At 71.9% G+C, this 26,284-nt stretch carries 25 protein-coding genes; 10 read left to right on the top strand and 15 right to left on the bottom strand.

Features of this window, described 5'->3' with window-relative positions; translation table 11 throughout:
* Nucleotides 1–96: 96 nt before the first annotated feature.
* The 4 genes from BA062_RS29420 to BA062_RS29405 form a co-directional block, all read right to left on the bottom strand.
* Nucleotides 97–585, bottom strand: a complete 489-nt coding sequence (locus tag BA062_RS29420; protein WP_110342322.1) for a Ku family protein — start codon at nucleotides 583–585, stop codon at nucleotides 97–99.
* A 171-nt stretch (nucleotides 586–756) separates the two neighbouring features.
* Complete coding sequence (locus tag BA062_RS29415; RefSeq protein ID WP_110342321.1) at nucleotides 757–3,069, bottom strand: [protein-PII] uridylyltransferase; 2,313 nt, start codon at nucleotides 3,067–3,069, stop codon at nucleotides 757–759.
* Nucleotides 3,070–3,078: 9 nt separating this feature from the next.
* Nucleotides 3,079–3,417: a P-II family nitrogen regulator gene (locus BA062_RS29410; protein WP_110342320.1), complete on the bottom strand. Its 339-nt coding sequence runs from the start codon at nucleotides 3,415–3,417 to the stop codon at nucleotides 3,079–3,081.
* On the bottom strand, nucleotides 3,414–4,733 hold the full coding sequence (locus tag BA062_RS29405) for an ammonium transporter (RefSeq protein ID WP_110342319.1): 1,320 nt from the start codon (nucleotides 4,731–4,733) through the stop codon (nucleotides 3,414–3,416). The genes BA062_RS29410 and BA062_RS29405 overlap by 4 nt, the downstream gene beginning before the upstream one ends.
* Nucleotides 4,734–4,921: 188 nt before the next feature.
* On the opposite strand from BA062_RS29405, the gene BA062_RS29400 reads away from it, so the two are divergent.
* Together BA062_RS29400 and BA062_RS29395 are read left to right on the top strand one after the other, a co-directional pair.
* Complete coding sequence (locus BA062_RS29400) at nucleotides 4,922–5,776, top strand: putative RNA methyltransferase (protein WP_110342318.1); 855 nt, start codon at nucleotides 4,922–4,924, stop codon at nucleotides 5,774–5,776.
* Nucleotides 5,773–6,387, top strand: a complete 615-nt coding sequence (locus BA062_RS29395) for a (2Fe-2S)-binding protein (protein ID WP_110342316.1) — start codon at nucleotides 5,773–5,775, stop codon at nucleotides 6,385–6,387. Before BA062_RS29400 ends, BA062_RS29395 begins: the two co-directional genes overlap by 4 nt.
* Nucleotides 6,388–6,476: 89 nt before the next feature.
* Here BA062_RS29395 and alc read toward each other — a convergent pair whose 3' ends face one another.
* Entirely contained in the window at nucleotides 6,477–7,475 is a 999-nt protein-coding gene (alc, locus tag BA062_RS29390) for an allantoicase (protein ID WP_110342314.1), read from the bottom strand.
* Nucleotides 7,472–8,800: an allantoinase AllB gene (gene allB, locus BA062_RS29385; RefSeq protein WP_110342312.1), complete on the bottom strand. Its 1,329-nt coding sequence runs from the start codon at nucleotides 8,798–8,800 to the stop codon at nucleotides 7,472–7,474. The genes alc and allB overlap by 4 nt, the downstream gene beginning before the upstream one ends.
* Before the next feature lie 79 nt (nucleotides 8,801–8,879).
* Between allB and BA062_RS29380 the strand changes: the two genes are divergently transcribed.
* Nucleotides 8,880–9,467, top strand: coding sequence for a helix-turn-helix domain-containing protein (locus BA062_RS29380; RefSeq protein ID WP_110342310.1), 588 nt, complete (start codon nucleotides 8,880–8,882; stop codon nucleotides 9,465–9,467).
* Between the two features lie 82 nt (nucleotides 9,468–9,549).
* Here BA062_RS29380 and gcl read toward each other — a convergent pair whose 3' ends face one another.
* From gcl to BA062_RS29365, 3 genes are all read right to left on the bottom strand, one after another.
* On the bottom strand, nucleotides 9,550–11,250 hold the full coding sequence (gene gcl / locus BA062_RS29375) for a glyoxylate carboligase (RefSeq protein WP_110342646.1): 1,701 nt from the start codon (nucleotides 11,248–11,250) through the stop codon (nucleotides 9,550–9,552).
* Nucleotides 11,251–11,338: 88 nt separating this feature from the next.
* Entirely contained in the window at nucleotides 11,339–12,214 is an 876-nt protein-coding gene (locus BA062_RS29370) for a 2-hydroxy-3-oxopropionate reductase (protein ID WP_245960062.1), read from the bottom strand.
* Nucleotides 12,211–13,035 carry a hydroxypyruvate isomerase family protein gene (locus BA062_RS29365; protein WP_110342308.1) on the bottom strand — a complete coding sequence of 275 codons (825 nt, stop codon included), beginning with the start codon at nucleotides 13,033–13,035 and terminating at the stop codon, nucleotides 12,211–12,213. The genes BA062_RS29370 and BA062_RS29365 overlap by 4 nt, the downstream gene beginning before the upstream one ends.
* Before the next feature lie 129 nt (nucleotides 13,036–13,164).
* Here BA062_RS29365 and BA062_RS39980 point away from each other — a divergent pair, with 129 nt between their 5' ends.
* From BA062_RS39980 to BA062_RS29335, 5 genes are read left to right on the top strand one after another with little or no spacing between them, the layout of a single operon-like run.
* Nucleotides 13,165–13,635 carry a helix-turn-helix domain-containing protein gene (locus BA062_RS39980; protein ID WP_168214125.1) on the top strand — a complete coding sequence of 157 codons (471 nt, stop codon included), beginning with the start codon at nucleotides 13,165–13,167 and terminating at the stop codon, nucleotides 13,633–13,635.
* Between the two features lie 53 nt (nucleotides 13,636–13,688).
* Entirely contained in the window at nucleotides 13,689–14,162 is a 474-nt protein-coding gene (uraD, locus tag BA062_RS29350) for a 2-oxo-4-hydroxy-4-carboxy-5-ureidoimidazoline decarboxylase (protein ID WP_110342306.1), read from the top strand.
* Nucleotides 14,159–14,482 (top strand): hydroxyisourate hydrolase, encoded by a 324-nt coding sequence (gene uraH, locus BA062_RS29345; protein WP_110342304.1) that lies wholly within the window; start codon nucleotides 14,159–14,161, stop codon nucleotides 14,480–14,482. Before uraD ends, uraH begins: the two co-directional genes overlap by 4 nt.
* A gap of 5 nt (nucleotides 14,483–14,487) precedes the next feature.
* Entirely contained in the window at nucleotides 14,488–15,384 is an 897-nt protein-coding gene (pucL, locus tag BA062_RS29340; protein ID WP_110342302.1) for a factor-independent urate hydroxylase, read from the top strand.
* A gap of 10 nt (nucleotides 15,385–15,394) precedes the next feature.
* Nucleotides 15,395–16,714: a nucleobase:cation symporter-2 family protein gene (locus BA062_RS29335; protein ID WP_110342301.1), complete on the top strand. Its 1,320-nt coding sequence runs from the start codon at nucleotides 15,395–15,397 to the stop codon at nucleotides 16,712–16,714.
* Here BA062_RS29335 and BA062_RS29330 read toward each other — a convergent pair.
* Nucleotides 16,695–17,552, bottom strand: a complete 858-nt coding sequence (locus BA062_RS29330; RefSeq protein ID WP_110342643.1) for an alpha/beta fold hydrolase — start codon at nucleotides 17,550–17,552, stop codon at nucleotides 16,695–16,697. The two genes, BA062_RS29335 and BA062_RS29330, sit on opposite strands and share 20 nt — an antisense overlap.
* Before the next feature lie 64 nt (nucleotides 17,553–17,616).
* Between BA062_RS29330 and BA062_RS29325 the strand changes: the two genes are divergently transcribed.
* Nucleotides 17,617–18,189, top strand: coding sequence for a TetR/AcrR family transcriptional regulator (locus tag BA062_RS29325; RefSeq protein WP_452625342.1), 573 nt, complete (start codon nucleotides 17,617–17,619; stop codon nucleotides 18,187–18,189).
* A 59-nt stretch (nucleotides 18,190–18,248) separates the two neighbouring features.
* Here BA062_RS29325 and BA062_RS29320 read toward each other — a convergent pair whose 3' ends face one another.
* From BA062_RS29320 to BA062_RS29300, 5 genes are all read right to left on the bottom strand, one after another.
* Entirely contained in the window at nucleotides 18,249–19,670 is a 1,422-nt protein-coding gene (locus BA062_RS29320) for an NCS2 family permease (protein WP_110342297.1), read from the bottom strand.
* A 93-nt stretch (nucleotides 19,671–19,763) separates the two neighbouring features.
* The gene (gene pucD, locus BA062_RS29315; RefSeq protein ID WP_110342295.1) at nucleotides 19,764–22,055 is read right to left on the bottom strand and encodes a xanthine dehydrogenase subunit D; all 2,292 of its coding nucleotides are present in this window, start codon (nucleotides 22,053–22,055) and stop codon (nucleotides 19,764–19,766) included.
* The gene (locus BA062_RS29310; RefSeq protein ID WP_110342293.1) at nucleotides 22,052–23,386 is read right to left on the bottom strand and encodes an 8-oxoguanine deaminase; all 1,335 of its coding nucleotides are present in this window, start codon (nucleotides 23,384–23,386) and stop codon (nucleotides 22,052–22,054) included. Before BA062_RS29310 ends, pucD begins: the two co-directional genes overlap by 4 nt.
* Nucleotides 23,383–23,844, bottom strand: coding sequence for a (2Fe-2S)-binding protein (locus tag BA062_RS29305; RefSeq protein WP_110342291.1), 462 nt, complete (start codon nucleotides 23,842–23,844; stop codon nucleotides 23,383–23,385). The genes BA062_RS29310 and BA062_RS29305 overlap by 4 nt, the downstream gene beginning before the upstream one ends.
* Entirely contained in the window at nucleotides 23,835–24,698 is an 864-nt protein-coding gene (locus BA062_RS29300) for an FAD binding domain-containing protein (protein WP_110342289.1), read from the bottom strand. The genes BA062_RS29305 and BA062_RS29300 overlap by 10 nt, the downstream gene beginning before the upstream one ends.
* A 124-nt stretch (nucleotides 24,699–24,822) precedes the next feature.
* Here BA062_RS29300 and BA062_RS29295 point away from each other — a divergent pair, with 124 nt between their 5' ends.
* Entirely contained in the window at nucleotides 24,823–26,220 is a 1,398-nt protein-coding gene (locus BA062_RS29295; protein WP_110342287.1) for a PucR family transcriptional regulator, read from the top strand.
* The last annotated feature ends 64 nt before the right edge of the window (nucleotides 26,221–26,284 follow it).

The raw sequence follows: 26,284 nt of genomic DNA, 5'->3' as shown, positions 1-26,284 counted from the left end.
CGGCCGGCGTGTTCGCCAGACCCCCAGTACCAGGCGATCCGCGCCGACCCCGGCACCTCACCCGGGCAGGTCTCAGCCTGCCCGGACACGCGGTGGTCACGGCAGCGTGAAGACACCGCATCCGTTCTGCGTAGAACTACCCAGCGGTGCTCGGTGATCGGACCTGGGCGCCGAGCGCGCCCTGCCGGATGCCCGCTTCGCGCGCTTCTTCGCGGTGCCGGCTTTGCCTGCCGCCGCCCTCGCCCTGCGCACGGACTTCCGTTCCCGGTCGTCGTCGGCGCGCTCCCGAGTGCTCGCCCCCAGCGCCCGGAGCAGCTCGGCCACACCCTCGTCCTGGACGGCCGCCGTGGGCTGGACCACATCCCGGCCCTCGATCCTGGCCTCGATCAGCGCGTTGAGCGCGGCGGCGTGGTCGTCGGTGTAGCGGTGTGGCTCGCAGTCGCCGCGGAGGTTCTCGATCATGTTGGCCGCGGCGCGTACCTCGGCGAGCCGCAGGTCGACGTCCTCGCGCAGAAAGGGAAAGCCGGGCGTACGGACCTCGCCGGGCCAGTGCATGGTGTCGAGCATGATCACCTGGCCGCGCACGCTGAGCGCGCCGAGCGTCTCGCACGAATCCGTAGATCTGGATGGAATGCGCCGTCGGCAACGGAAATGAGGCCAGGTCGTCATCGGGAGAACCGAGGGCTCCAGCTCCGTCAAGCGGGCTATGGTGCCACCGGCCCCCGCGGCCGGCGTCGCCGACACGCGGAAGCCGCCTCAGGTGGCCGCGGCGAGCACCGCCTGCTCGACGCGCTGCCGCCACGCCTGATCGAGCGTGCCCTGCCTCGGCGACACGGCGAACGAGTCGACCACCCTGGCCCCCAGCGTGGAAACCTTCGCCCAGCGCACCTCGGCGTCACACCGGCGCAGCGCACCGGCGACCCGGTACAGCAGCCCGATCCGGTCCACCGCGCGCAGTTCGAGCACCACGGAGCCGGGGGCCGCCGTCTCGTCGTCGAACCACAGCACCTTCGGCGACGCCGGGACCGGCAGCGGCGTGTCGTATGCCTTCTCCTTCTCGGCGAGCTTCTGGCTCAGCGGAAGGCCACCGGCGACGGCCCTGGCGAACTGCTCGCGCAGCAGTCCCGCGTCGGGCAGCGTGCCGAACCTCGGCGACGCCGTGAAGACGCCGACCCGGCCCCCGCCGTGACTGTGCAGCATCGCCGTGTGCACCTCGAGCGAGTTGAGCGCGAGCACACCGGCGGCGGGCGTGAGCAGCTCGGCGTTGGCCGGCACGGCGAGCACCACGGTGGCGAGCTTGCCCGCCGCGGTCACGCGCACCTCGCCACGCGTGGTCCGCACCGCCTCGGCCACCAGCTCGCGCTGGGTGTCGTCGATCGGCTCGGGCGCCGGGAAACCGTTGCCGTGCAACAGCTGCCGGCAGCGGCTGACCAGCTCGGAGATCAGCCCCGCCTTCCACTCCGTCCACACGCCGGGGCCCGTCGCGAGCGAGTCGGCCTGCGCGAGCGCCCGCAGGAGGTCGAGCAGCAGCGGATGGCCATCGACGGTCTTGACGACCCGCTCGACGGTCTCCAGCTCGCTGATGTCGCGGCGCGTGGCCGTGTCCGGCAGGAGCAGGTGGTGCCGCACCATGCCGGCGACGATGGCGACGTCCGCATCGGACAGTCCGATGCGGACGGCCACCTGCGCGGCGATCTTGGCCCCCAGCTCGGAGTGGTCCGTGTCCCGCCCCTTGCCGATGTCGTGCAGGAGCGCACCGAGCAGCAGCAGGTCGGGCCGCGACACGGTGGTGGTGAGCCGCGCCGCCTCGACGCACGCCTGCACCAGGTGCCGGTCGACCGTCCACGCGTGCACCGGCTCGCGCGGCGGGAGGTCGCGCACCGCGCCCCATTCCGGGAACAGGCGCGCCCACAGGCCCGTCCGGTCGAGCGCCTCGACGGCGTCGACGAGCCCCTCGCCCGCGCCGAGCAGCTCCGTCAGCGCCTGCCGCGCGGGTTCCGGCCACGGGGCACGCAGCTCGGGCGCGGAGTCGGCGAGCGTCCGCAGTGTGCCGTGCGCGATGGGCTTGCCGGTGCGGGCCGACGCCGCGGCGACCCGCAGCAGCAGCCCGGGATCGCGGGCGGGCACCGCGTCGCGGGCGAGCGCGACCTCGTTGCCGTGCAGGACCACGCCGTCGTCGAGCGGGGTGCGGCTCGGCCGCCTGCCGAACCGCGTCTTCGGCGGCTCGATCGCGGCCCGCAGGGCGACGTCCACGGCGTAGCCGACGGCCCTGCCCGCGCCGGAGAGCTTACGGGCCAGTGAGAAGCGGTCGCCCAGCTCCAGGGCACCGGCCACCAGCTCGGCGTCGCCCGCGCCCAGCACGTCGCGATCGCGGCGCAGCTCCCTGCGCAGCTCGGTGCGGACGTCGAGCAGCAGCTCACGGGCCGCGCGCAGCTCCTCGTTCGGGCGGTCGGTGAGCTGGGCCACGGCGAACGCCTCCAGCAACCCCAGGTCCCGCAGGCCACCGCGGCCGTACTTCAGATCGGGTTCGGCCGACTGCGCGATCTCCCCGCTGCGCCGCCAGCGCGTGCGCGTGGCCTCGGCCAGCTCGGGCAACCGTTTGCGGGCCGTGCGCCGCCAGTGGTCGCGCGCCGCCGAAGCCAGGCGCTGGGTCAGCTCCTCGTCACCGGCGAGGTGCCGGGCGTCGAGCAGACCCATCGCCGTCCGCAGATCCTCGGAGGCGACCTTGAGCGCCTCCCCCGGTGTGCGTACCGAGTGATCGAGGCCGACTCTGGCGTCCCACAGCGGGTACCAGAGCGCGTCCGCGATCTCCCCGATGTCCGGATTTCCGTTGTGCACCAGCACCAGGTCGAGGTCGGAGAAGGGCACGAGCTCCCGACGGCCGAGGCCGCCGACGGCGACCAGCGCGACACCGGGTTCAGCGGTGTCGACACCGGCCGCCGCGGCGGCCTTGCTCAGCCAGAACTCGTACAGGTCGACCAGGGCGGCCCGCAGCGCGGTCGCTCCGAGCCGTCCGTGGCGACCCTCCAGCAGCCGGTTGGCCGCCTCGACAAGTCCCCCTACGACCACGGCAGTCTCTTAGAGCGCATCGGCGCCGCGTTCGCCGGTACGGACGCGGATGACGGTGTCGACCGGGGTCACCCACACCTTCCCGTCGCCGATCTTGCCGGTGTGCGCGGAGCTGACGACCGCGTCGATGACCTTCTCGACGTTGGCGTCGTCGGTCACCACCTCGATCTTCAGCTTGGCCACGAAGTCGACGGCGTACTCGGCGCCGCGGTAGACCTCGGTGTGGCCCTTCTGCCTGCCGTAGCCCTGCACCTCGCTGACGGTCATGCCGAGCACCCCGAGCTGCTCGAGGGCGGACCTGATGTCGTCGAGCGTGAACGGCTTGACGATCGCCGTGATCAGTTTCATGACTTGCTCTCCTCGAGCTTCTTCGTGTTACCGCTCGGGGCCCCGGTGTCCACCGAGGCGGGACGGCCGCCACGGCCACCGGCGAAGTCGTACGCCGACTCGGCGTGCTCCGCCTCGTCGATGCCGGTGGTCTCGTCCTCGGCGGTGACCCGCAGGCCCATCGTGTACTTGATGATGAGCGCCAGGATGGCTGCCACGACGAAGGAGTACACCAGCACGGCGACCGCGCCGACCGCCTGGATGCCGAGCTGGCTCGCGCCGCCGCCGTAGAACAGGCCGTCGACGCTGCCCTCGTTGACGTTGGTGGTGCCGAAGAAACCGATCAGCAGCGTGCCGACGAGGCCACCGACGAGGTGGACGCCGACGACGTCGAGCGAGTCGTCGTAGCCGAAGCGGTACTTGAGGCCCACCGCCAGCGCGCAGAGGATGCCCGCGATCGCGCCGATGGACAGCGCGCCCCAGGTGTCGACGAACGCACACGCCGGGGTGATGGCCACCAGGCCGGCCACGACGCCGGACGCGGCACCGAGGCTCGTCGCCTTGCCGTCACGAAGGCGCTCGGTGAGCAGCCAGCCGAGCATCGCGGCGCAGGTCGCGGTGAGGGTGTTGACGAACGCGACACCGGCGATCTCGTTGGCGGCCAGCGCCGAACCCGCGTTGAACCCGAACCAGCCGAACCACAGCAGGCCGGCGCCGAGCATCACGTACGGCAGGTTGTGCGGCTTCATCGGCTCCCTGGGCCAGCCGCGGCGCTTGCCGAGCACCAGCACGAGGGCCAGCGCGGCGGCACCGGCGTTGATGTGCACCGCGGTACCACCGGCGAAGTCCAGCGCGCCGAGGTCGTTGGCGATCCAGCCGCCGACCACGCCCGAGTCCTCGTTGTCGAACGCGAAGACCCAGTGCGCCACGGGGAAGTACACGACCGTGGCCCACAGGCCCGCGAACAGCAGCCACGCGCCGAACCGCATGCGGTCGGCGACGGCACCGGCGATGAGGGCGACCGTGATGATCGCGAACATGCCCTGGAACGCCACGAAGCCGGTGGTGCTCAGCGCGTCACCGCCCATGAGACCGGAGAGGCCGAGCGCTTCGAACGGGTTCCCGAGAAGGCCGGCGCCGACGTCGTTGCCGAAGGCCGTCGAGTAGCCGTAGATCACCCACAGCACACCGATGAGCCCCATGGCCCCGAAGCACATCATCAGCATGTTGAGCACGCTCTTGGAGCGCACCATGCCGCCGTAGAAGAACGCCAATCCCGGTGTCATCAGCAGCACCAGAGCGGCGCTGGTGAGCAACCAGGCCGTATTCCCTTCCACGCTTCTCCTCCTTCGAGAGCCGGATCGCAGAACTCGCAATTGCGGCACAGCATCGGGAAGGCGTGTTGCGCGGAGTGGATTCTCAGGTTTCGACGTCGTGAACCAAACGGGCCGCCATGTTACGGGTGGGTTTCCCGTGACCTGTGCCGATTCGTCCGGCTGCGAAACGTCGTGGTCGAATAGCGTGCGTGACCTCGCGTGAAACGGCTGCGAAACCGCTACCGTCCGCTGTGCTGGCGGCGCTGCGCTGCTCCGTCTGTGGCGGCGGCGTCGACCTGACCGGTCACGCGCTGCGATGCGAGCGGCGCCATGCGTTCGACCTCGCCAGGCAGGGCTACGTGAACCTGCTGCACGCGAAGGTGGCCGCGGGCACCGCCGACACGGGCGAGATGGTGGCCGCGCGGGCCGAGTTCCTCGCCGCGGGTTTCTACGCGCCGCTGGCGGAGGTCCTGGCCGAGGAGGCAACGGGTGACCTCGTGGTCGACGCGGGCGCCGGCACCGGCTACTACCTGGCGAAAGTACTCGACGCGCTGCCCGGAGCGGAGGGGCTCGCGCTCGACGTTTCGGCGCCCGCCCTGCGGCGCGCGGCGAAGGCGCACCCGAGGATCGGGGCGGCCGTGTGGAACCTCTGGGAGCCGTGGCCGGTGGGCTCCGGCGTCGCCGACACGGTGCTCAACGTGTTCGCGCCACGCAACGCCGCGGAGTTCCACCGGGTGCTGCGGCCGGGCGGCACGGTGGTGGTCGCCTCCCCCGGCAGCGGCCATCTGGGTGAGCTGGCGCGGAAACTGGACCTGCTCGACATCGGCGAGGACAAGGAGCAGCGCCTCGACGCGGCGCTCGCGGACGGCTTCGAGCTCACCCGCAGACGGCAGTGCGGGGGTACGGTCAGGCTCGGTCCCGACGACGTGCGGAGGGTGGTGCTGATGGGTCCGAACGCTCACCACCTGCATCGCGGCGGGCTCGGCGACCGGCTCGCCGCGCTGACCGAGACCGTGGGCGTCACCACGGCGTTCTCCGTGTCGACCTACCGCAGGCTGCCATGAGCGTAGAGGTCCCGGCGACGGTGCTCGCCGACCCCGCGTGGCTGCGCGAGGACCTGAAGGGCGCCGCCCGCCTCTACGGCAGGGCGAGCGACCGGGTGCTGGGCACGATCCGGTGGTACTCGGCGTCGTCGGTGCTCGTCGGCCCCTCGCTGGAGTCGTTCGCCCGCACGGGCATGGCGCTGGATCCCGCGCTGGAGGCCGTCACGTTCACGATGCATCCCGACGGCCGGTATCTCGACGCGCGCGCGGACCGCGTGCTCCACGGCGACCTCACCGCGTTCGGGACCGCCCTCGGCGACGCCCTCGACCGGATCGTGGAGGCAATCGCACACGTGTCCGGGGCGACGACTCGCTCGCTGTGGGCGATCGCCGCCGACTCGATCGGCACCCGCCTGCTGTGGGCGGGACGGACCGACCTCGCGGCCCCGCTCGCGGCCGCGGTCGGCCGCCGGATGCCGCGGCCCCGCTATGTCCACATCGGACCACACGAGGTGGTCCGCCGCTCGTCGTGCTGCCTCATCTACGAGGCGACGGGCGGCGAGAAGTGCGCGAGCTGCCCCCGCCAGACGCCTGCCGACCGAGAACAACGCATCCGGGCCCTCCTCGGCTGAGGCGGTACCGCGGCCGCAGTGAAGGCCACCTTCACTGCGTTCAACGCAGGCATGGTGGCCTTCACTGCAGTCGACTGGGCAGGAAGGGGTCAGCTCTCCTCGAAGCGTTTCACCAGGGCGGCGAGGCCCTGCTCGGTCAGTCTGCCGAAGAGCCGAAGGCGCGCCATCCCGCCGTCGGGATGGATGTCGAGCCGGACGTGGGCGGCCTCCCTCGGTTCCGGGACCGCGAAGCGGTGCCGGGTGTCGGGCTGCAGGCGGGTCCTCGGCAGCAACTCGAACCACGTGTGCCCGTCCGCCGAGCCGCTCAGCGTCACCCAGCCCGGCGCGTTACCGCGCAGGTTGCTGGTGTCGAACTCGGCGAAGCGCACCGTGCCGGCCCCCGCGAGGCGGATCACCGCCCAGTCGTTGCCGCCGTCGCGCCTGCGGGCGGTCTCCCAGCCCTCGGCCTGGTTGGCGGCGAGCCCTGGCGCCAGCATGTTCGCGGGCGAGGAGTAGAACATGTCGCTGCACCCGGTGCACACCGCGCCGTTCTCCAGCGCGGCGAGATCGAGCGCGCCGGGGTCGAGCAGGCGCGGGTCCGGGATCACGTCGCCGTGCACGCGCAGCCGCGCGACCCCGCCGTCGGGATGCATGGTGAGCCGGGCGTGGGTGTAGCGCTTGCGCGAGCCGACGGTGAAGAAGTTCTCGGAGTCGCCCGCCACCGGCTCGTGGTCGACGAGCACGTCCCAGTCCATTCCGGACAGCTCGGCCGCGCTCGGGTAGCCCTCCGCGGCGAGCGCCTCGACCGTGACGAAGGGCGGGTAGTTGCCCTTGAAGAAGGCGGTGTCCACCACCACGCCCGTCACCGTGCCGGGCAGCCCGAGCCGCAGGATCGCCTGGTCGTCGCCGGGTTCGCGGTGCCTGCGGGTCTCCCAGCCGTCGTAGACCTGGCCTTTCGGACCGAAGGTCTCCGGCTGGTGCCGGGGCCGCCACGGGTTGACGAGGTTCTCCTTTTCGGCGAACAGCTCGTCGCTCGCCCACATCACGGTGCCCCCGAAACGGCGGGAGGCCAGGTCGGTCAGCTGAGTCCACTCCGGACGGTCGTTCACCGCTCTCCCCTCGTCAGCAGCCGCCCGTGCGGCGACTGCCCGGTCACCTGGATCCCGCGCAGCCACGTGCTCCGCACCACCCCGGCCAGCGGCCGGTCGTGGTAGGCGCTCACGGCGTTGCGGTGCCGCAGCTTCGCGGCGTCCACGACGAACGCCTCGTCGGGGGCGAACACGCAGAAGTCGGCGTCGTAGCCGGGCGCCAGGTGCCCCTTGTGCGGCAGCCCCGCCTGCGCGGCGGGTCCGTGCGCCATCCAGCGCACCACGTCGGCGAGGGCGAAGCCGCGCTGCCGCGCCCCCGTCCACACCGCGGGCAGCCCCACCTGCAGGCCCGCGATCCCGCCCCACGCCTCGCCGAAGTCGCCGCTGTCGAAGCGTTTCAGCTCGGGCGTGCACGGCGAGTGGTCGCTGACGACGCAATCGAGCACACCGTCCGCGAGTCCCTGCCACAGCAGCTCGCGGTTGGCGGCCTCACGAATCGGCGGGCAGCACTTGAACTGCGTGGCGCCGTCGCCGATCTCCTCGGCCGTGAAGCTCAGGTAGTGCGGGCACGTCTCGGCGGTGACGGCCACGCCGTCGCGCTTGGCCTCGGCGATCAGCGGCAGGGCCGACGCCGACGCCAGGTGCAGGATGTGCGCACTGGCCCCGGTGCGCCTGGCCAGCTCGATGACCCTGGCGATCGCGGCGTGCTCGGCCTCGGGCGGACGCGAGGCGAGGAAGCCGCTGTAGCGCGGGCCGTGCGGATGCGGCGCGCGGTCGATCGTGTCGGCGTCCTCGGCGTGCACGATCAGCAGCCCGTCGAACTCGCGCAGGATCCGCATCGCCTCCTCCAGCCCCTCGGCGTCGAGCGGCGGGAACTCGTCGACGCCGGAGTGCAGCAGGAAGCTCTTGAAGCCGAACACACCCGCGTCGTGCAGCGGGCGCAGCTCGGCGGCGTTGCCGGGGATCGCGCCGCCCCAGAAGCCGACGTCGACGTGCACGCGGCCGAGCGCGGTCTTGCGCTTGACCTCAAGCGCGGCGACGTCGACCGTGGGCGGCAGGCTGTTGAGCGGCATGTCGACGATCGTGGTGACGCCGCCCGCGGCCGCCGCGCGCGTGGCCGACTCGAAGCCCTCCCACTCGCTGCGGCCGGGGTCGTTGACGTGCACGTGGCTGTCGACGAGGCCGGGCAGGAGCACCTCGTCGGCGCCCAGCTCCACCACTCGCTCGCCGACGAGCGCGGAGTCGTAGGGCTCGACCGCGGCGATCCGGCCGTCGGTGACGCCTACGGTGCAGGCGGTTTCGCCGTCGGCGGTGATCGCCCTTCGCGCTCGCAGCACCAGGTCCATGACTCATGAGCGTAGCGAGTGTGAAGCCATAACTGAACACTCGTGAAGAAGTTCCTTCATCCGGCGTAGACTGCCGCGCATGCTCCCCGGCGCGCCGCCCGACGACGAGGAACTCGGGGCCCGCATCAGGGCCCTCCGCACCGAACGCGGGATGTCGCTGCGCGCGCTCGCGGGGGAGCTCGGCATCAGCCCGAGCGCACTGTCGCAGATGGAACGCGGCAAGATGCGGCCGTCGGTGACGCGGCTGTTCCAGATCGTGTCGATCCTGGAGGTGCCGCTGGCGGCGGCGTTCGGGGAGGACGCACCCGAGCCGGAGGAGCAGGTCGCACCCGGCGAGGTGGTGGTGACGAGGGCGGGTGAGGTGCCCGCGATCTCGCTCGGCCACGGCGTGGAGTACCGCAGGCTCACCGCGGTGCCGATCCCGGGCGTGGAGATCTACGAGTCGACGTATCCGCCGGGGTCGAGCTCCAGCCAGGACGGCGAGTACCTCCGGCACAACGGGCACGAGCTGGGGAGCGTGCTCTCCGGCACGCTGACCCTCGACCTCGGCTTCGAGCGCTACGAACTGGGCCCAGGCGACTCGATCCGGTTCCCCTCCACGACCCCGCACCGCGTCCGCAACACCGGCGACGTCCCCGCGGTGGCGGTCTGGGTCAACCTGCCGTGATTGTCCCCCAAGGCCACCTTTGTTGCGTTCAACGCAACAAAGGTGGCCTTGGGGGAAGTTGGAACCGCGGTTAGGGCTCCGGTCAAGGCGTGGGTTCGAACTCCTTGACGTTGTCGAGAGCGGTGCCCATCGCGGCGTTGGCCTCGCGCTCGATCATGATCTCCACGAGCACCGGGCGGCCCGTACGGTCCGCCTCCTTGCGCGCCCATTCCAGCGAGCCGCGGATCTCCGAGGGCTCCACCACGCGCGTGCCCGAGCAGCCGTAGGCCTCCATGATCTTCACGTTGTCCGTGCCGTACTCGTCGTAGTGCAGGTCCACCTGGAAGTTCATGTCGTAGCCCTGCTCGGCCTGCCGGATGAGCCCCAGGTACTCGTTGTTGAGCATGATCAGCACGAACGGCACGTCGTACTGGGCGGCCACGGCCAGCTCCTCCACCAGGAACTGGAACGAGTAGTCGCCGACCACGCCCACCACCTCGGCGTCGGGGCGCGCCTTCTTGACCCCGATCGCCGCCGGGATCTCCCAGCCGAGCGGGCCCGCCTGCCCGCACACCTGGTAGTGCCTCGGCTTGTGCGCGCGCTGGAACTGGCCCGACCAGATCTGGTAGAGCCCGATCGCGGTGACGAAGTAGGTGTCCTCGCCGTAGAACTCGTTGATCTCCTTGAACACCCTGGGCGCCTTGATCGGCACCGTGTCGAAGTCCTCGCGCCTCGGCAGCTCCCGCTTCAGCTCCGCGATCCGGTTGACCCACACGGGCACGCGCGGGTCGATCGGGGCGCCCCGGTCGTCGGCAGCCGCGAGCAGCGCCTCCAGGAACGCCCTGCTGTCGGACACCACTCCCAGGTCGGGGCCGAACACCTTGCCGAGCTGCGTCGGCTCGATGTCGACGTGGATGAACTTCCGGTCGCCCCGGTAGACGTCGAGCGCGCCCGTGTGCCGGTCACCGAAGCGCGCGCCGAGCGCCAGCACCAGGTCCGACTCCAGGAAGGCCGCGTTGGCCCACCGCTGGGACGTCTGGATCCCCGCCATCCCGGCGAACAGCGGGTGGTCCTCGGGGAAGCTGCCCTTGCCCATGAGCGTCACGCCGACGGGCACGCCGAGCCGCTCGGCGACCGCGCGCAGCTGCTCGCTCGCCTCGCCCAGCAGCACCCCGCCGCCGGCGAGAATGAGCGGCCGCTCGGCGGCGAGCAGCAGGTCCAGTGCCCGCTCGACGCGCACTGGGGAGGGCGCGGGGCTCACCACGGGGAACGGCGCGTCGATCGAGGCGTCCCATTCGATCTCCTGCTTCTGCACGTCGAGCGGCAGGTCGATCAGCACGGGACCTGGCCGCCCCGAGCGCGCGATCCGGAACGCCTCACGGAAGATCCACGGCGCCTGCGCGGCCTCCTTGACCTGCACCGCCCATTTCGTCACGGGCTTGGCGATCTCCACGATGTCGACCGCCTGGAACGCCTCCTGGTGCAGCTTCGTCGACACCGCCTGCCCGGTGATGCACAGGATCGGGATCGAGTCGGCCTGCGCGGTGTAGAGGCCTGTGATCATGTTGGTGCCCGCGGGCCCGGACGTGCCGATCGCGACGCCGACGTTGCCGGTGGTGCGCGCCCAGCCGTCGGCCATGTGAGTGGCGCCCTCCTCGTGGCGGACCACGAGGTGCTCGATGCCGCTGCCCTGCATCGCCTGGTACAGCGGGAGGATCGCGGCGCCGGGGCAGCCGAACGCGGTGTCGACGCCCTCGGAGATCAGCACGTCGACGACGGCCTGCATGACAGGAACCTTCGGCATGATGTACACACCTTTCGGGGAGCGGGCGGCCGTCCCTGTGCTTGCCGGCGTGGTACGGCCGCCCGTGACCTGTGAGAAGAGGACCGCGTCAGGCGCGGCCGGACAGCTGCTCGACCACCTTGAGCAGGGCGGAGTGGTCGAGCGAGCCGTGACCCATCGCCCGCGCGGCGGCGAGCAGCTGGGCGACGAGCCCCGTCATGGGCAGCGACACGTCGGCCTGCCTGGCGGCGTCGGTGGCGATGCCCATGTCCTTGTGGTGCAGGTCGATGCGGAAGCCCGGCTGGAACTGCCGCGCCACCATCGACTCGCGCTTGAGGTCGAGGATGCGGTTGGCGGCCAGCCCGCCCGCGAGCACGTCGAGGCCGGTCTTGGCGTCGACGCCGGAGGCCTCCATGAGCACGATGGCCTCGCTGACGAGCCCGTAGATGCCGCCGACGACGAGCTGGTTGGCGGCCTTCACCACCTGGCCCGCTCCGTGGGGGCCGACGTGCACGATCGTCTTGCCCAGTGCCTCGAAGACCGGCCTCGCCGCGGTGAAGTCGGCCTCCTCGCCACCGACCATGATCGACAGCGCGGCCTGCTTGGCCCCGGCCTCACCACCGGAGACGGGCGCGTCGAGCACGCGGATGCCCTTCTCCCCGGCGGCCTCGGCGATGGCGATGGAGGTCTCCGGCCGGATGGTGCTCATGTCGATGAGCAGTGCGCCCGGCTCGGCCGACTCCAGCACGCCGCCCTGGCCGAGCACGACCCCCTCCACCTCGGGATGGTTGGGCAGCATGGTGACCACGACCTCGGCACCCGTGACGGCCTCGGCGACGGAGGCCGCGGCGGTGCCGCCCTCGGCGGCGAACTCGTCCACCTTGGCCCGGCTGCGGTTGTAGCCGCTGACGGTGTGGCCCGCGGCCACCAGGTGCTTCGCCATCGGCATGCCCATGATGCCGAGGCCGATGAACGCGATCCTCACGCGGCCCTCCTCTCGCGCGGCAGCCAGGCGAGTGACGCCTCGCTGTCGCTGGTCGGCTTGTACTCGATACCCACCCAGCCGGTGTACCCGGCGGCCTCGACGGCGGCGAGGTGCCCGTCGAGGTCCAGTTCTCCGCTGCCGGGCTCGCCACGGCCGGGTGCGTCGGCGATCTGCACGTGCCCGATGCGCGCGGTGTGCTCGGCGATCACGGCCGCGACGTCGTCGCCGTTGACGGCGAGGTGGTAGAAGTCGGCGAGCAGCGTGACGTTGGGCCTGCCGACCTTGTCGATCACCGCGAGCGCGTCGGCCGCCGTGAGCAGCGGGTAGCGCGGCGCGCCGGAGAGCGGCTCCAGCACCACCTGGGCGTCCTGGCCCGCCGCCGCGGTGGCCAGGTGGTCCAGTGTGGACAGGGCTAGCTCGTCCTGTTCGGCGGGCTCGACGCCGTCGAGCCGGTTGCCGTACAGGGCGTTGAAGGTGCGGCAGCCGAGCCGTTCGGCGATGCCCAGCGCCACGTCGGCGCTGTCGCGGAACTCGGACTCCCTGCCCACCCAGGACACCAGCCCCCGGTCGCCGGCGGGCATGTCGCCCGCGAAGAAGTTCAGCCCGACGAGCTGCACCCCGGCGTCGTTCACCGCGGTCACGAACGCGTCGACCTCGGCGTCGGCCGGCACCGCGACGGTGAACGGCCACCAGAACTCGATGGCGGTGAACCCCGCGGCGCGCGCGGCGGCGGGCCGTCGCAGCAGCGGCAGCTCGGTGAAGAGCATGGACAGGTTGATGTCGTAGCGCAGGTCGTGCCGTGCGCCGGTTCGTTCGGACATGGGACCACGCTTTCTGGCTTTGCCCGTTTACGCTAGTTTTTCGTATTGTGGAAGTAAGATTTCGTACTACGACAGTAGCGATGTGATCCTGGCCTCGTCAACGGTCCGGACGGGAGATACGTTGCAGACGTGGAACTGGAAGCCGAGTTCACGAGTGAGCCGTTCCGTGGCGAGGGCGAGCCACCGGCGCACGCCGTCGAGGCCATGCGGGCCGCCGGGCACGCGGGCCTGAGCACCGACTTCGGTCCGCTCGGCACGTCGGCGCGAGGCGACGCCGACGCGCTGCTCGACGCGCTGCCCGCGATCGTGCGAGCCGCGCTCGACGGCGGCGCCACACGCCTGACGTTGCGCATTCAGCGTCCCGGCGACAACGACGCGGCACCGGCCGAACCGGGCAGCGTGCTCGACCGGATGGTGCGGGAGGTGGAGGCCGAACTCGGCTCCCCGCTGCGGGAGCTCGACCGGCCCGGCAAGCAGCGCGCGGTGCGGCTGCTCGAGGAGCGGGGCGCGTTCCAGCTCAGGAAATCGGTGGCCGCGGTGGCGGAAACGCTCGGCGTCACCCGGTTCACGGTCTACAACTATCTGAACCGCGAACCCTGATCATTTCAACAAATTGTTGACGCGCGGCTCCCTGTCGCCTTAGCTTCTGCGAGATGAGCGAACTCCGGCTGACCGAGTTCAACTCCGCCGATCCCGAACGGCTCCGTCCACTCCTGACCGGTTGCCTGGCCGTGCCGAGGTGGGTGGAGCAGGTACTCGCGGGGCGCCCTTACCGCGACCGGGCCGCGCTGCTCGCGGCCGCGGACCTGGTGCTGCGCCCCGAGGAGATCCACGCCGCGATGGCGGAACATCCGCGCATCGGCGAGAAACCGGCGGGCGGCGCCTCCCGTGCCGAGCAGTCCGGTGTGGACGACGAGGCGGCGCGCCGGTTCCGCGCGGCCAACGCGGAGTACGAGGACCGCTTCGGCCACGTGTACCTGGTGTGCGCGAGCGGCCGCAGCGGCGAGGAACTGCTGGAGATTCTGCGGAAACGTCTCGGCAACGACCCGGAAACCGAACTGTCGATCGCGGGTGAGGAACTGGTCAAGATCGCCCGGTTACGACTGGAGAAGGCGGTGGCCGAATGAGCCTCGTGACCACACACGTCCTCGACAATGCCAGGGGACGGCCCGCGGCCGGGATTCCGGTGCGGCTGGAAGCGCTCGACGGCGAGTGGACCACGCTCGCGCAGGATCGCACCGACGACGACGGCCGCGTGCGCGAGCTCGGCCCGGAGACGTTGCCCGAGGGCGTCTACCGGCTCGTCTTCGACACCGCGGACTACCTGGGCCCGGAGGCGTTCTTCCCCGAGATCACCGTGTGTTTCCGCATCACCGACCCGCACGCGCACCACCACGTACCCGTCCTGCTCAGCCCGTTCGCCTACTCCACCTACCGAGGGAGCTGATCCGCGTGGCCATCACACTGGGCCCCAACCAGTACGGCAAGGCAGAGGTCCGGCTCGTCACCGTCGAGCGCGAAGGCCCGGTGCGTCACCTCAGGGACCTCACCGTGTCGACGTCGCTGCGCGGCAGGCTCGAGCGCACCCACCTCACCGGCGACAACACCGACGTGGTCGCCACTGACACGCAGAAGAACACCGTCTACGCCTTCGCCAAGGAGAAGCGCGTCGGCGAGATCGAGGACTTCGCGCTGCGGCTGGGCAGGCACTTCGTCGGCTCCTTCGAGCAGATCACCGGCGCGCGGGTGCTGATCTCCGAGCACGGCTGGGACCGCATCGACGTCGGAGGAACGCCGCACGACCACGCGTTCTCGCGGGCGGGCGGCGAGCAGCGCACCACCGCGGTGACGATCCAGGACGACCGGGCATGGGTGGTGTCCGGGCTGACGGACCTCGTGGTGCTCAAGTCCACCGGCTCGGAGTTCCACGGGTTCCCGCGCGACAGGTACACGACGCTGGCCGAGACCGACGACCGGATCCTGGCGACCGCCGTCACCGCGCGCTGGCGCTACCGCTCGACGGACCTCGACTGGAGCGGGTCGTTCACCGAGATCCGCCGCATCCTGCTGGAGACGTTCGCGACCAAGCACAGCCTGTCGCTGCAGCAGACCCTGTACGCGATGGGCGAGGCCGTGCTCGAGGAGCGGGACGAGGTCGCCGAGGTCCGCCTGTCCCTGCCGAACAAGCATCACTTCCTGGTGGACCTGAGCCCGTTCGGGCTCACCAACGACAACGAGGTCTTCTACGCCGCCGACCGGCCGTACGGGCTCATCGAGGGCACCGTGCTGCGCGACGACGAGGACCCGAAGGACGCCGAGCTCGCCTGGTACACGCTGCCCGCCTTCTAGGGAGACTCCGATGCACCCTGTCGACCGGAAACCGCCCTTGCCGCAGCTGCTCGCGGGTGGCCTGCAGCACGTCGCCGCCATGTACGCCGGCGTGGTTGCTCCCCCACTCATCATCGGTGCGGCGGTGGGTCTCTCGCCGGGCCAGCTCAGTCTCCTGATCAGCGCGAGCCTGTTCACCGCGGGGCTCGCGACGCTGTTGCAGACGCTCGGCGTGTGGCGTTTCGGGGCCCGGCTGCCGCTCGTCAACGGCGTCACGTTCGCGACCGTGGCTCCGGTGCTCGCGATCGTGGAGCAGCACGGGTCGGGCGACGCGCTCGGCGTCGTCTACGGCGCGACGCTCGTGGGCGGGCTGCTCGTGGTGCTCGCCGCGCCGTTCTTCTCCCGGCTCACGCGGTTCTTCCCGCCGCTGGTGACCGGAACCGTCATCACGCTCATCGGCGTCTCGCTGCTGCCGGTGGCGGTCGGCTGGATCGCGAACCAGAAGCCCTCCGCGAACGGCACCGGCCTGTTGCTGGCGGGGGTCACCCTCGTCGCGGTGCTCGCGTTCAACCGGTTCCTCTCCGGTTTCTGGAGCCGGATCGCGTTGCTGCTGGGCCTGGTGGTGGGCACGTTGGTCGCGTGGCCGCTCGGCGAGGTCGACACGTCGACATTGACGGAGTCGCCCGCGTTCGGCATCGCGACGCCGTTCCACTTCGGCACGCCGCACTTCGAGGCGGCGGCGATCATCTCGATGGCGATCGTGATGCTCGTGGTGATGGCCGAGAGCACCGCGGACATGCTCGCGCTCGGCGAGATCGTCGAGCGGCCGACGAGCGAGCGGACGCTGGCGGACGGCCTGCGGGCCGACGGCTTCGCCACCGCGCTCGCCACCGTGTTCGGCGGTTTCGCGTGCACCGCGTTCGCGCAGAACGTGGGGCTCGTGGCACTGACGCGGATGGTGAGCCGCTACGTGGTGGCGGCCAGCGGCGCGATCCTGGTGTTGCTCGGCATGTTCCCGGTGACGGGCGGGATCATCGCGCTCGTGCCACAACCCGTGCTCGGCGGCGCCGGGCTGGTGCTCTTCGGCAGCGTCGCGGTGGCCGGGGTGCGCACGCTCGCGAAGGCGTCGTTCGAACGGGCCGCCAACATCACGATCGTCGCCGCCTCGCTCGGCATCGGCCTGATCCCCATCGCGGCGCCGGAGTTCTACGACCACTTCCCCTCGGCGTTGCGCACGGTGCTCGACTCGGGCATCAGCGCGGGCTGCATCGCCGCGGTGGTGCTGAACCTCGTGTTCGGCGACCGCGTGAAACGCACGCCCTCCCGGGAACTCAGTCGCGAGCCCGCGTGACGGGAGTGTCCACGATGAACTTCCGGATCGTGTCGGCGAGCAGCCCGGGCTGGTCCTCGGGGATCAGCGTGTAGCTGTCCTCGACCTCCACGAGCCTGCCGTCGGGGAACAGCTCCGCGAGCCGGCGGCCGTGCTCGCGCGGCATGAGCTTGTCCTCGGTCGCCCACACCACCAGCACGGGCCCGGTGAACGAGCGCATGCGCGCGGCCCAGTCGAGCAGGGTGCGCTTCGGCGGCAGCGACGCGCCGTAGCGGGCGAGGTCGCGGCGAATCTCCGGCCGGGTCCTCGCCGGCTCGAACCAGCGGTGCATCACCTCGGCCGGTACGGGCCGTTTCGACATCCAGCCCCACGCGCCCGGCGCGCGCTGGAAGAACCGGAACCGCAGCAGCGAGAGCAGGACCTTGAGCCCGCCCGGCACCTTCGTGGTGAGCGTGAGCAACCGGCCGGGCAGGCCCGGCGGGTAGTTGTCGAACGCCTCGCACGCGGTGAGCACCACGCGGGCGAGGCGCTCGGTGCGGCCCTCGGTGAGCAGGAGCTGCCCGCCGCCCCAGTCGTTGAGCACGAGCGTGACGTCGTGCAGGTCCAGCCGCTCGAGGAACTCCCCTACCAGGAGCCCCAGCCCGCGCAGGCTCAGGTCGGCGTCGGGCCGCATCGGCTTGCGGTGGCTGCCGAGCGGCCAGGTCGGCAGCACGCAGCGATAGTGCTCGCCGAGCTCGGCGACCACCGTGCGCCACACCGTGGAGTCGATCGTGACGCCGTGCAGGAACACGAGCACCGGCCCGTCGCCGCCGGTGTCGGTGTACTCGATCGGACCTGCCGACAGTTCCACCTCGGGCATCGTCGCCACCCCCGCCGCGATTTGATAGATCGCTCTACTGGGAGAGTAGCCTAGGATCGAGCGCGTGGCGAGTACGAGGGAACGCATCATGCGGGCGAGCGCCGAGCTGTTCCGGCGCAACGGCTACACCGGCACCGGGCTCAAGCAGATCGTCGCCGAGGCGCAGGCGCCGTTCGGCTCGCTGTACCACTTCTTTCCCGGCGGCAAGGAGCAGCTCGGCGACGAGGTGATCCGCGAGTCGGGGCTGCTCTACGGGCAGCTGTTCGACATCTTCATCGCCCCCGCGCCGGACCCGGTCAGCGGCGTCGAGGCGGCGTTCGCGGCGGCGGCCGAGACGCTCGTCGAGACCGGCTACGCCGACGCCTGCCCGATCGCCACGGTCGCGCTGGAGGTGGCGAGCACCAACGAGACCCTGCGCAAGGCCACCGCCGACGTCTTCACCGCGTGGATCGACAAGGGCACGGAGACGTTCGAGCGGTTCGGACTGTCCACCGAGGACGCACGCCGCCTCACCATCGCCGCGGTGACCAGCCTGGAGGGCGCCTTCGTGCTGAGCCGAGCCCTTCGCGACACCGAACCCCTCAGGGTCGCGGGCACCACGGTGGCCACCCTCGCCCGCGAGCTGCAGCCCTCTTGACCGTCCCCCAAGGCCACCTTTGTTGCGTTGAACGCAACAAAGGTGGCCTTGGGGGCAGGTCAGCCGACGAGGGCGCCCACGGCGAAATAGGCGAGGAACACGGCTGCCAGGGTGCCGACCAGCCAGCCGACCTCACGCGCCTTGCCGCGCCCCAGCTTGATCACCACGTAGGCGAGCAGGCCGGCGCCGATGCCGTTCGTGATCGAGTACGTGAACGGGATGAGCGCCGCGATCAGGAACACCGGGATCACCACATCCGTGTCCTGCCACGGGATCCGGCGGCACTGGCTCATCATCATCCCGCCGATCACCACCAGCGCCGGCGCCGCCGCCTGCGCGGGCACCACCGCCGCCAGCGGCGTGAGGAACAGCGTCGCCGTGAACAACCCACCCGTGACCACACTCGCCAGCCCCGTGCGGGCACCCTCGCCCACCCCGGCCGCCGATTCGAGGAACACCGTGTTCGGCGACGAGCCCGTGAGCCCGCCCGCCACCGCGCCGATGCCGTCGGCGACGAGGATGCGGCCCATTCCCTCGACCTTGCCGTCGCGCACCAGCCCGGCCTCCTGCGACACCCCCGTGATCGTGCCCATCGCGTCGAAGAACCCGGACAGCACGAGGGTGAACAGGAACACGCTCGCCGTCACCACGCCCGCCGAGGCGAAGCCGCCGAAGAGGTCGATCCGCCCGAGCAGGCCGAAATCCGGGCTGGCGACGACGTGCTCGGGCACCGTGGGCTCCACGAGCCCCCAGCCCTCGACGTCGAACACGCTGTTGACCACGATCGCCAACACCGTCGCGGTGAGGATGCTCAGCAGCACCGCGCCCGGTACCGCCCTGCTCACGAGCACGATCATCAGCAGCAGCCCGACGCAGAAGATCACCACGGGCCATCCGGCGAGGTGCCCGTCGGTGCCCATGCGCACCGGAACGGTGGAGTTCGCGGCGTCCGGAGTCCTCGTGACGAACCCCGCGCTCACCAGGCCCACCAGCGCGATGTAGAGGCCGATGCCCACGGTGATGGCGGTCTTGAGCGCGGCCGGGATCGCGTTGATGATTCGTTCCCGCACGCCGGAGACGGCCAGCAGGACGATGCAGAACCCCTCCACCACCACGAGCCCGAACGCCTGCGCCCACGTCATCTCCGGGGCCAGCTGGAAAGCCACGATGCCGTTAACGCCGAGTCCCGCCGCGAGCGCGAGCGGCGCGTTGCCGACCAGTCCCATGAGGACGGTCGTCACCCCGGCGGCGAGCGCCGTGGCCGTGGTGACCTCCTCGGTGCTGAGCCGCGCGCCGGTGATGTCGGCGGAGGCGCCGAGGATGAGCGGGTTGAGCAGCACGATGTAGCACATCGCGACGAACGTCGTGATGCCGCCGCGCACCTCGCGGCCGATCGTGCTGCCCCGCTGGGAGATGCGGAAGAACCGGTCGAGACGCGGTTCCGGTTTGCCGTGAGGACGTTCAGTGCGCAGCTGCGTCATGACGGACTCCACTACGTCGTGGGTACGTGTTCGAGGGCGCGCGGCACCGCCGCGAGTGCCCGGTGAGGGCACCCGCGGGGCACGGAGGGGAACTCAGGTGCCGGTGAGGTGTTCCGGGCGCACCGGAACCCGGTCGAGCGCGAGGCCCGTCGCGGCGCGGATGGCGGCCACGATGGCGGGCGTGGACGAGATCGTCGGGGGTTCCCCGACTCCTCGCAGGCCGTAGGGGGCGTGTGGATCGGCCAGCTCCAGCACCTCGATCCGCATCGGCGGCATGTCCAGCACCGTCGGGATGAGGTAGTCGGTGAACGACGGGTTGCGGATGACGCCGCCGTCAGTCTGGATCTCCTCCATCACCGCGAGCCCGAGCCCCTGCGCGGAGCCGCCCTGGATCTGGCCGAGCACCGCCTGCGGGTTGAGGGCCTTGCCGACGTCCTGCACGCAGTCGAGCGCGACCACCTTCACCAGGCCCAGCTCGGTGTCGACGTCCACCGCGGCCCGGTGGGCGGCGAACCCGTACTGCACGTGCGCGTTGCCCTGCCCGGTCTCGGGATCGAGCGCCTCGGTGGGCCGGTGCCGCCACTCCACGGTCTCGTCGAACGCCTCACCGTCGAGCACGTCCACGAGGTCGGCGAGGACGCCGTCGTGGCGGGAGACCACCTTGCCGCCCGCGACGCTCAGCTCGGCCTGCTCGTGCCCGAGTGTGCGGGCGGCGTGCGCCACGAGCGCGGCGCGAACCTTCAGCGCCGCCGCCCGCACCGCACCCCCGGTCATGTAGGTCTGCCGCGACGCCGACGACGAGCCGGCGCTGCCGATCGAGGTGTCCATCGGCAGGATCGTCACCTGCTCCACACCGAGCTCGGTGCGGATGATCTGCTGCAGGATCGTCACGAGCCCCTGGCCGACCTCGCACGCCGCCGTCTGCACGGTCGCCGCGGGCTCGCCGCCGACGGCCTCCAGCCGGACCCGCGCCGTCGAGTAGTCGTCGAAGCCCTCGGAGAAGCAGATGTTCTTGATGCCGACCGCGTAGCCGACGCCGCGCACGACGCCCTCGCCGTGGGTGGTGTTGGAGACCCCGCCGGGCAGGCGCCGCAGGTCGAGCTCCCCGGAGCGGTCCTCTGGCAGCGGCATCGAACGCAGCCGGGTCAGCAGTTCCTCCACGGGAGCGGCCGAGTCGACCACCTGGCCGGTGGGCATCACGGTGCCCTCGCTCATCGCGTTGCGCAGCCGCACCTCCACCGGGTCGAGGCCGCACGCCTCGGCGAGTCTGTCCATCTGCGACTCGTAGCCGAAAGCCGCCTGCACGGCGCCGAAGCCGCGCATCGCGCCGCACGGCGGGTTGTTGCTGTAGGTGCCCCAGCAGTCGACGGTCACGTTCGGCACGTCGTAGGGCCCGACCCCGAGCGTCGCGGCGTTGCCCACCACGGCCGAGGTGGAGGAGGCGTACGCGCCGCCGTCGAGGTAGATCCTCGCCTTCACGTACACCAGCCGGCCGTCACGGTCGGCGCCGTGCTCGTAGTACATCCGCGCCGGGTGCCGGTGCACGTGGCCGTAGAAGGACTCCTCGCGGTTGTACACCATCTTCACGGGCTTGCCGGTGTGCAGCGCCAGCAACGACGCGTGCACCTGCATCGACAGGTCCTCCCTGCCGCCGAACGCGCCGCCCACCCCGGCGAGCGTCAGCCGCACCTGCTCCGGCGGCAGGCCCAGCGCGGCGACGATCTGCTGCTGGTCGACGTGCAGCCACTGCGTCGCGACGTAGAGGTCGACGCCGCCGTCCTCGGCGGGCACGGCGAGCCCCGACTCAGGGCCGAGGAACGCCTGGTCCTGCATGCCGACCTCGTAGGTGCCGGTGACCACCACGTCGGCGGTCACGTCCTGTTCGCCACGCCGGATCGGCACGTGCCGCACGACGTTGCCACCGGGGTGCAGCGCGGGTCCCTCCCCCGCGACGGCGGCCTCGGAGTCGGTGACCGGTTCGAGCACCTCGTAGCCGACCTCGATGCGTTCCAGCGCGCGGCGCGCGGTCTCCGGGTGGTCGGCGGCGACGAGCGCGATCGGCTCGCCCCGGTAGCGCACGACGTCCTCGGCGAGCACGGGCTGGTCGGGGTGTTCGAGGCCGTAGCGGTTCACGCCGGGCACGTCCGCGTGGGTCAGCACCGCGTACACGCCGGGCACCGCGAGCGCGGCGGCGATGTCGACGCCGGTGATCCGCGCGTACGGGTGCGGGCTGCGCAGGGTCGCGCCCCACAGCATGTCCTCGTGCCACAGGTCGGAGGAGTAGGCGAACTCGCCGCGCACCTTCATCGTGCCGTCGGGGCGCACGGGGCTCGCGCCGATGCCCTGCGCCTCGGTGACGCTCGTGGTCTCGGTGGAGATGGTCATCGCAGCCTCCCGCTCGCGGTACGCAGTTCGGTGGCGATCGCGGACTCGTCGGCGGTGCGCAACTCGCCGCGCTCGACGACGGTCTCGCCGCCCACCAGCAGCAGTTCGATGTCCGGCACGGCGCCGAGCACGAGCGCGGCCACGGGGTCGGTGATCCCGGCGTAGCGCAGGCCGTCGAGCCGCCACACGGCGAGGTCGGCGAGCTTGCCGGGCTCCAGGGAACCCAGCTCGTCCTGCCTGCCGAGGCAGCGCGCGCCGCCCATCGTGCCCATCCACAGCGCCTGCCGGACGGTCAGGGCCTGTGGTCCGCCGCGCTGGCGGGCCTGCAGCAGCGCCTGGTGCAGTTCCTCGCCGAGGCCACCGGACTCGTTGGACGCGGCGCCGTCGACGCCGAGGCCGACGGGCGCTCCGGCGTCGAGCAACTCGCGCGCGGGCGCGATGCCGGTGCCGAGCCTGCCGTTGGACGTCGGGCAGTGCGCCGAGCCGGTGCCGGTCTCGCCGAGCCTGCGGATCGCGCCAGGCGCGAGGTGCACGGTGTGGGCGAGCCACACGTCGTCGCCGAGCCAGCCGAGCGAGTCGGCGTACTCGGCAGGCGTGCAGCCCACCTCGGCGAGGCACTGCCGCTCCTCGTCGAGGGTCTCCGCAAGGTGGGTGTGCAGCCGGACGCCCTTGCGCCGCGCCAGTTCCGCGGCCTCCTTCATCAGCCGCTCGGTGACCGTGAACGGCGAGCACGGCCCCGCCGCGATGCGGATCCGCGCGTTCGGCGAGCGGTCGTGGTAGGTGTCGATCGCATGCTCGGTGCCGCGCAGGGCCGACTCGATGTCCTCGACGAGGTGGTCGGGCGGCAGCCCGCCGTCGGACTCGCCCCGGTCCATCGAGCCACGCACGAGGTGCCCGCGCACGCCGATCCGGGTGACGGCGGAGACGAGCGCCTCCAGCTGGTCGCCGCCCTCGCGGGGGAACACGTAGTGGTGGTCGGCCACGGTCGTGCAGCCGGTGAGCGCGAGCCGCGCGAGGCCGGCCGAGGCGGCCGCGTGCGTGATCTCGGCGTCGAGCCCGCCCCACACCGGGTACAGCTCCACCAGCCATTCGAACAGCGTCGAGTCGGCGGCGAGCCCGCGCGTGGCCCACTGGTAGAGGTGGTGGTGGGTGTTGACGAGGCCGGGCGTTACGAGACAGCCGCTGCCGTCGATCCTGCGCCCCTCCGTGTCGGGTGCGGGCCCCTCGCCCACGGCCACGATGCGCTCGCCGTCCACGACCACGTGCCCGCTGCGGTACTCGGTGCCCTCCGCGTCGACCGTCGCGATCGCGGCGTTGTCGATGACGATCATCGGGCATCAGCCGCCAGGCGTACCGCGTCGAGGATCTTCTCGTACCCCGTGCAGCGGCAGAGGTTTCCGGCCAGTGCCTCGCGGATCTCCTCGTCGCTCGGATCGGGCACGCGGTTCAGCAGGTCGTGCGCCGCGACGACGAGGCCCGGCGTGCAGAAGCCGCACTGCACGGCACCGGCGTCCACGAAGGACTGTTGCACCGGATCGAGCGCGTCACCGTCGGCGAGGCCCTCGACGGTGCGCACCTCGCGGCCCTCGGCCTGCCCGGCCGCGACGAGACACGAGCACACGGGCACGTCGTCGAGGTACACCGTGCACGAGCCGCACTCGCCTTGCTCGCAGGCGTTCTTGGAGCCGGGCAGCCCCAGGCGCTCGCGCAGGACGTAGAGCAGGCTCTCGCCCTCCCACACGTCGTCGGCCTGCCGCCGCTCTCCGTTGACCGTCACGTTCAGGCGCATTCCCGGACACTCCCTCGGTAGCCGTCCCAGGCCCACGTCAGCGTCCTGCGGGCGAGGACGGACAGGGCGTGTGTGCGGTAGGCGGCGCTGCCGCGCACGTCGTCGATCGGGGTCGCCGCGCTCGCCACCAGTTCGCCGAAGCGGCGTTTGAGCGAGTCGGCCAGCGGCGCGGGAGCGTCCCACGGCAGCTCGCCGAGCAGGAACCGCTCGGCCTCGCCGACCCGCCGCGGGGTGGGTGCCGCCGAGCCGATCGCGGCGCCGACGTGGCCCTCGCGCAGCACGATCGCGAACGAGCACACGGCGATCACCATCGCGTTGCGGGTGCCGATCTTGGCGAACTGCTCCCCGCCCGTGGCCACGGGCAGGCGCACGGCCGTGATCAGCTCGTCCGGCTCCAGCGCGTTGCGCTTCACTCCGGTGTAGAAGTCCTCGGCCGCGATGAACCGCCGCCCGCGCACGGAGGCGACCTCCACCCTCGCGCCGGTGGCGAGCAGCACGGGATGGGTGTCGCCTGCCGGTGACGCGGCGCCCAGGTTGCCGCCGACGGTGCCTCGGTTGCGGATCTGCGGCGAGCCGACCGTGCGCGCCGCCATCGCGAGCCCCGGCAGCGCGTCGCCGAGCTCGTCGATCACCCGCGTGTAGGGCACGCCGGCGCCGAGGGTCACCGTCCCATCCAATGTGGACCACTCGGCGAGTTCACCGATGCGGGTCAGGTCCAGCAACGCCTCGGGGCGCCGGTGGTCGAAGTTCAGCTCGACCATGACGTCGGTGCCGCCCGCGATCGGCACCGCGTCCGGCCGCTGCGCCTTGATGGCGAGGGCCTCGTCGAGGGTGGTCGGTCGGAGGAAGTCCACGAGACGCTCCAGGAAATCGGGGTGTGACCCAGTACACCGCCCGCGTGCCGGTGGCGGCAACGGCCCGGGAGCATGAAAGAAGGGGCAGCGCAGCACGGCGATTTCGTGCTTTCCTACAAACCTGATGACGCTGGTGCGAACTCTGCTGGAGATACCCGAGCTGCGGATGCGGCTGCGGGCGGGCGGCGACCTGCTCGATCGCGAGGTCACCCGCATCTACGGCACCGAGCTGCCTGATCCGAGCCGCTACCTCTCGGAGGGCGAGCTCGTGTTGAGCGGGCTGCTCTGGTGGCGGGAGCCGGGTGACGCGGAGCCGTTCGTGGCCGCGCTCGCGCACGCCCGGTGCGCCGCTCTGGCGGCGTCGGGCGCCGACACCGGCGGCATCCCCGACGAGCTGGTGGCCGCGTGCGAGCGGCACCGGATGCCCCTGCTGGAAGTGCCCGCGGACCTGTCGTTCGCCGTCGTCACCGAGCGTGTGGTGCTGGCGCTCGCCGCCGAGTCGGGTGGTGCGCGCAAACGGTTGCTGTCGGCCGCCGCCGAGGACGCGTCGCTGCCCACGCTGCTCACCCACGCCGCGACCGAGCTGGGCGCCGACTGCTGGGTGTGCTCGGCGACGGGGCGGGTCGTCGCCGGGAGCGCACCCGGCGCTCCGCGCGAGCGCACGGTACTGCCGGTGGGCGGGCGCAGCGCCGTGCCGTGGTCGCTCGTGGTGGGCGCCGAGCTGGGTCCGGGCCCCACGGAGGTCGCCGAGGAGCTGGCGAGCCTCGTCGGGCTCGCCAGGGCGCGGGAGGAGGAGGTACGCCGGGTCCGGATGGGCGTGGCCGCGCCGCTGCTCGCGCTGCTGGCCGACCCTGCGGGCAGCGCCGCCGAGCTGGCCACGGCGTTCGCCGCGACCGGGCTGCCCGCCGACCTCCCGCTGCGCGTGCTGCTCGCGCACGCACCCGGCGCGGGCGACATCCTCGGCGAGCTGCTGGCCGAGCACCCCGGCCCGGTGTTCGTCGGCGAGCTCGCCGACGCGGGCGGGGCGGTGGCGCTCGTGCCCGCCGACGACGGCCGGCCGTCCGACTGGCCCGCCGCGGCGACGCGGGCACTGGAGCGGCTCGGCGGCGGCCGCGTCCTCATCGGCATCGGCGGTCCGGCCCCGATGCCGGGGCTGCGCGGGGCGAGCGAGGAGGCACGGCACGCGCTCGGCGCGGCGGCGCGGCGGGCCGAGCGCGTGGCCGTGGTGTCGGGCGAGGAGATCGGCGTGCACCGGCTGCTGCTCGCGGGCGCGCCCGACGAGCTGCGCCGCGCCCTGCGCGAGCGCACGCTCGGTTCCCTGGCCGGACATCCCGAACTGCTGCGCACCGTGCGCGTGTACCTGGAGTGCTCGGGCTCGCCGGCCAGGACGGCGAAGGCCCTGCACGTCCACGTCAACACCCTGCGCTACCGGCTCGCCCGCGCGGGCGAGCTCCTCGGCGCCGACCTCACCGACTTCCGCACCCAGGTGGACGTCTACCTGGCCCTGTCGGTGGACAACTGACCCGCGCCCCGTCCACCCCCGGTCCACCCCGTCCGCAGTGAAGGCCACCTTCACTGCGTTCAAC

The sequence above is a fragment of the Prauserella flavalba genome (assembly GCF_003202235.1).
GTDB classification, from domain to species: Bacteria; Actinomycetota; Actinomycetes; order Mycobacteriales; family Pseudonocardiaceae; genus Prauserella_A; species Prauserella_A flavalba.
The sequence above is the reverse complement of the archived record's forward strand: the minus strand, read 5'-3'. Positions and strand labels throughout refer to the sequence as shown.

What these genes read in the sequence shown, in the direction of transcription:
- BA062_RS29335 (WP_110342301.1), top strand. Translation starts at nt 15,395, where the DNA reads ATGCACCCTGTCGACCGGAAACCGCCCTTGCCGCAGCTGCTCGCGGGT.
- BA062_RS29310 (WP_110342293.1), bottom strand. Translation starts at nt 23,386, where the DNA reads ATGATCGTCATCGACAACGCCGCGATCGCGACGGTCGACGCGGAGGGC.
- BA062_RS29305 (WP_110342291.1), bottom strand. Translation starts at nt 23,844, where the DNA reads ATGCGCCTGAACGTGACGGTCAACGGAGAGCGGCGGCAGGCCGACGAC.
- BA062_RS29320 (WP_110342297.1), bottom strand. Translation starts at nt 19,670, where the DNA reads ATGACGCAGCTGCGCACTGAACGTCCTCACGGCAAACCGGAACCGCGT.
- allB (WP_110342312.1), bottom strand. Translation starts at nt 8,800, where the DNA reads ATGGACCTGGTGCTGCGAGCGCGAAGGGCGATCACCGCCGACGGCGAA.
- pucD (WP_110342295.1), bottom strand. Translation starts at nt 22,055, where the DNA reads ATGACCATCTCCACCGAGACCACGAGCGTCACCGAGGCGCAGGGCATC.
- BA062_RS29410 (WP_110342320.1), bottom strand. Translation starts at nt 3,417, where the DNA reads ATGAAACTGATCACGGCGATCGTCAAGCCGTTCACGCTCGACGACATC.
- uraD (WP_110342306.1), top strand. Translation starts at nt 13,689, where the DNA reads ATGAGCGAACTCCGGCTGACCGAGTTCAACTCCGCCGATCCCGAACGG.
- BA062_RS29380 (WP_110342310.1), top strand. Translation starts at nt 8,880, where the DNA reads ATGCTCCCCGGCGCGCCGCCCGACGACGAGGAACTCGGGGCCCGCATC.
- gcl (WP_110342646.1), bottom strand. Translation starts at nt 11,250, where the DNA reads ATGCCGAAGGTTCCTGTCATGCAGGCCGTCGTCGACGTGCTGATCTCC.
- BA062_RS29330 (WP_110342643.1), bottom strand. Translation starts at nt 17,552, where the DNA reads ATGCCCGAGGTGGAACTGTCGGCAGGTCCGATCGAGTACACCGACACC.
- BA062_RS29395 (WP_110342316.1), top strand. Translation starts at nt 5,773, where the DNA reads ATGAGCGTAGAGGTCCCGGCGACGGTGCTCGCCGACCCCGCGTGGCTG.
- uraH (WP_110342304.1), top strand. Translation starts at nt 14,159, where the DNA reads ATGAGCCTCGTGACCACACACGTCCTCGACAATGCCAGGGGACGGCCC.
- BA062_RS29365 (WP_110342308.1), bottom strand. Translation starts at nt 13,035, where the DNA reads ATGTCCGAACGAACCGGCGCACGGCACGACCTGCGCTACGACATCAAC.
- BA062_RS29295 (WP_110342287.1), top strand. Translation starts at nt 24,823, where the DNA reads ATGACGCTGGTGCGAACTCTGCTGGAGATACCCGAGCTGCGGATGCGG.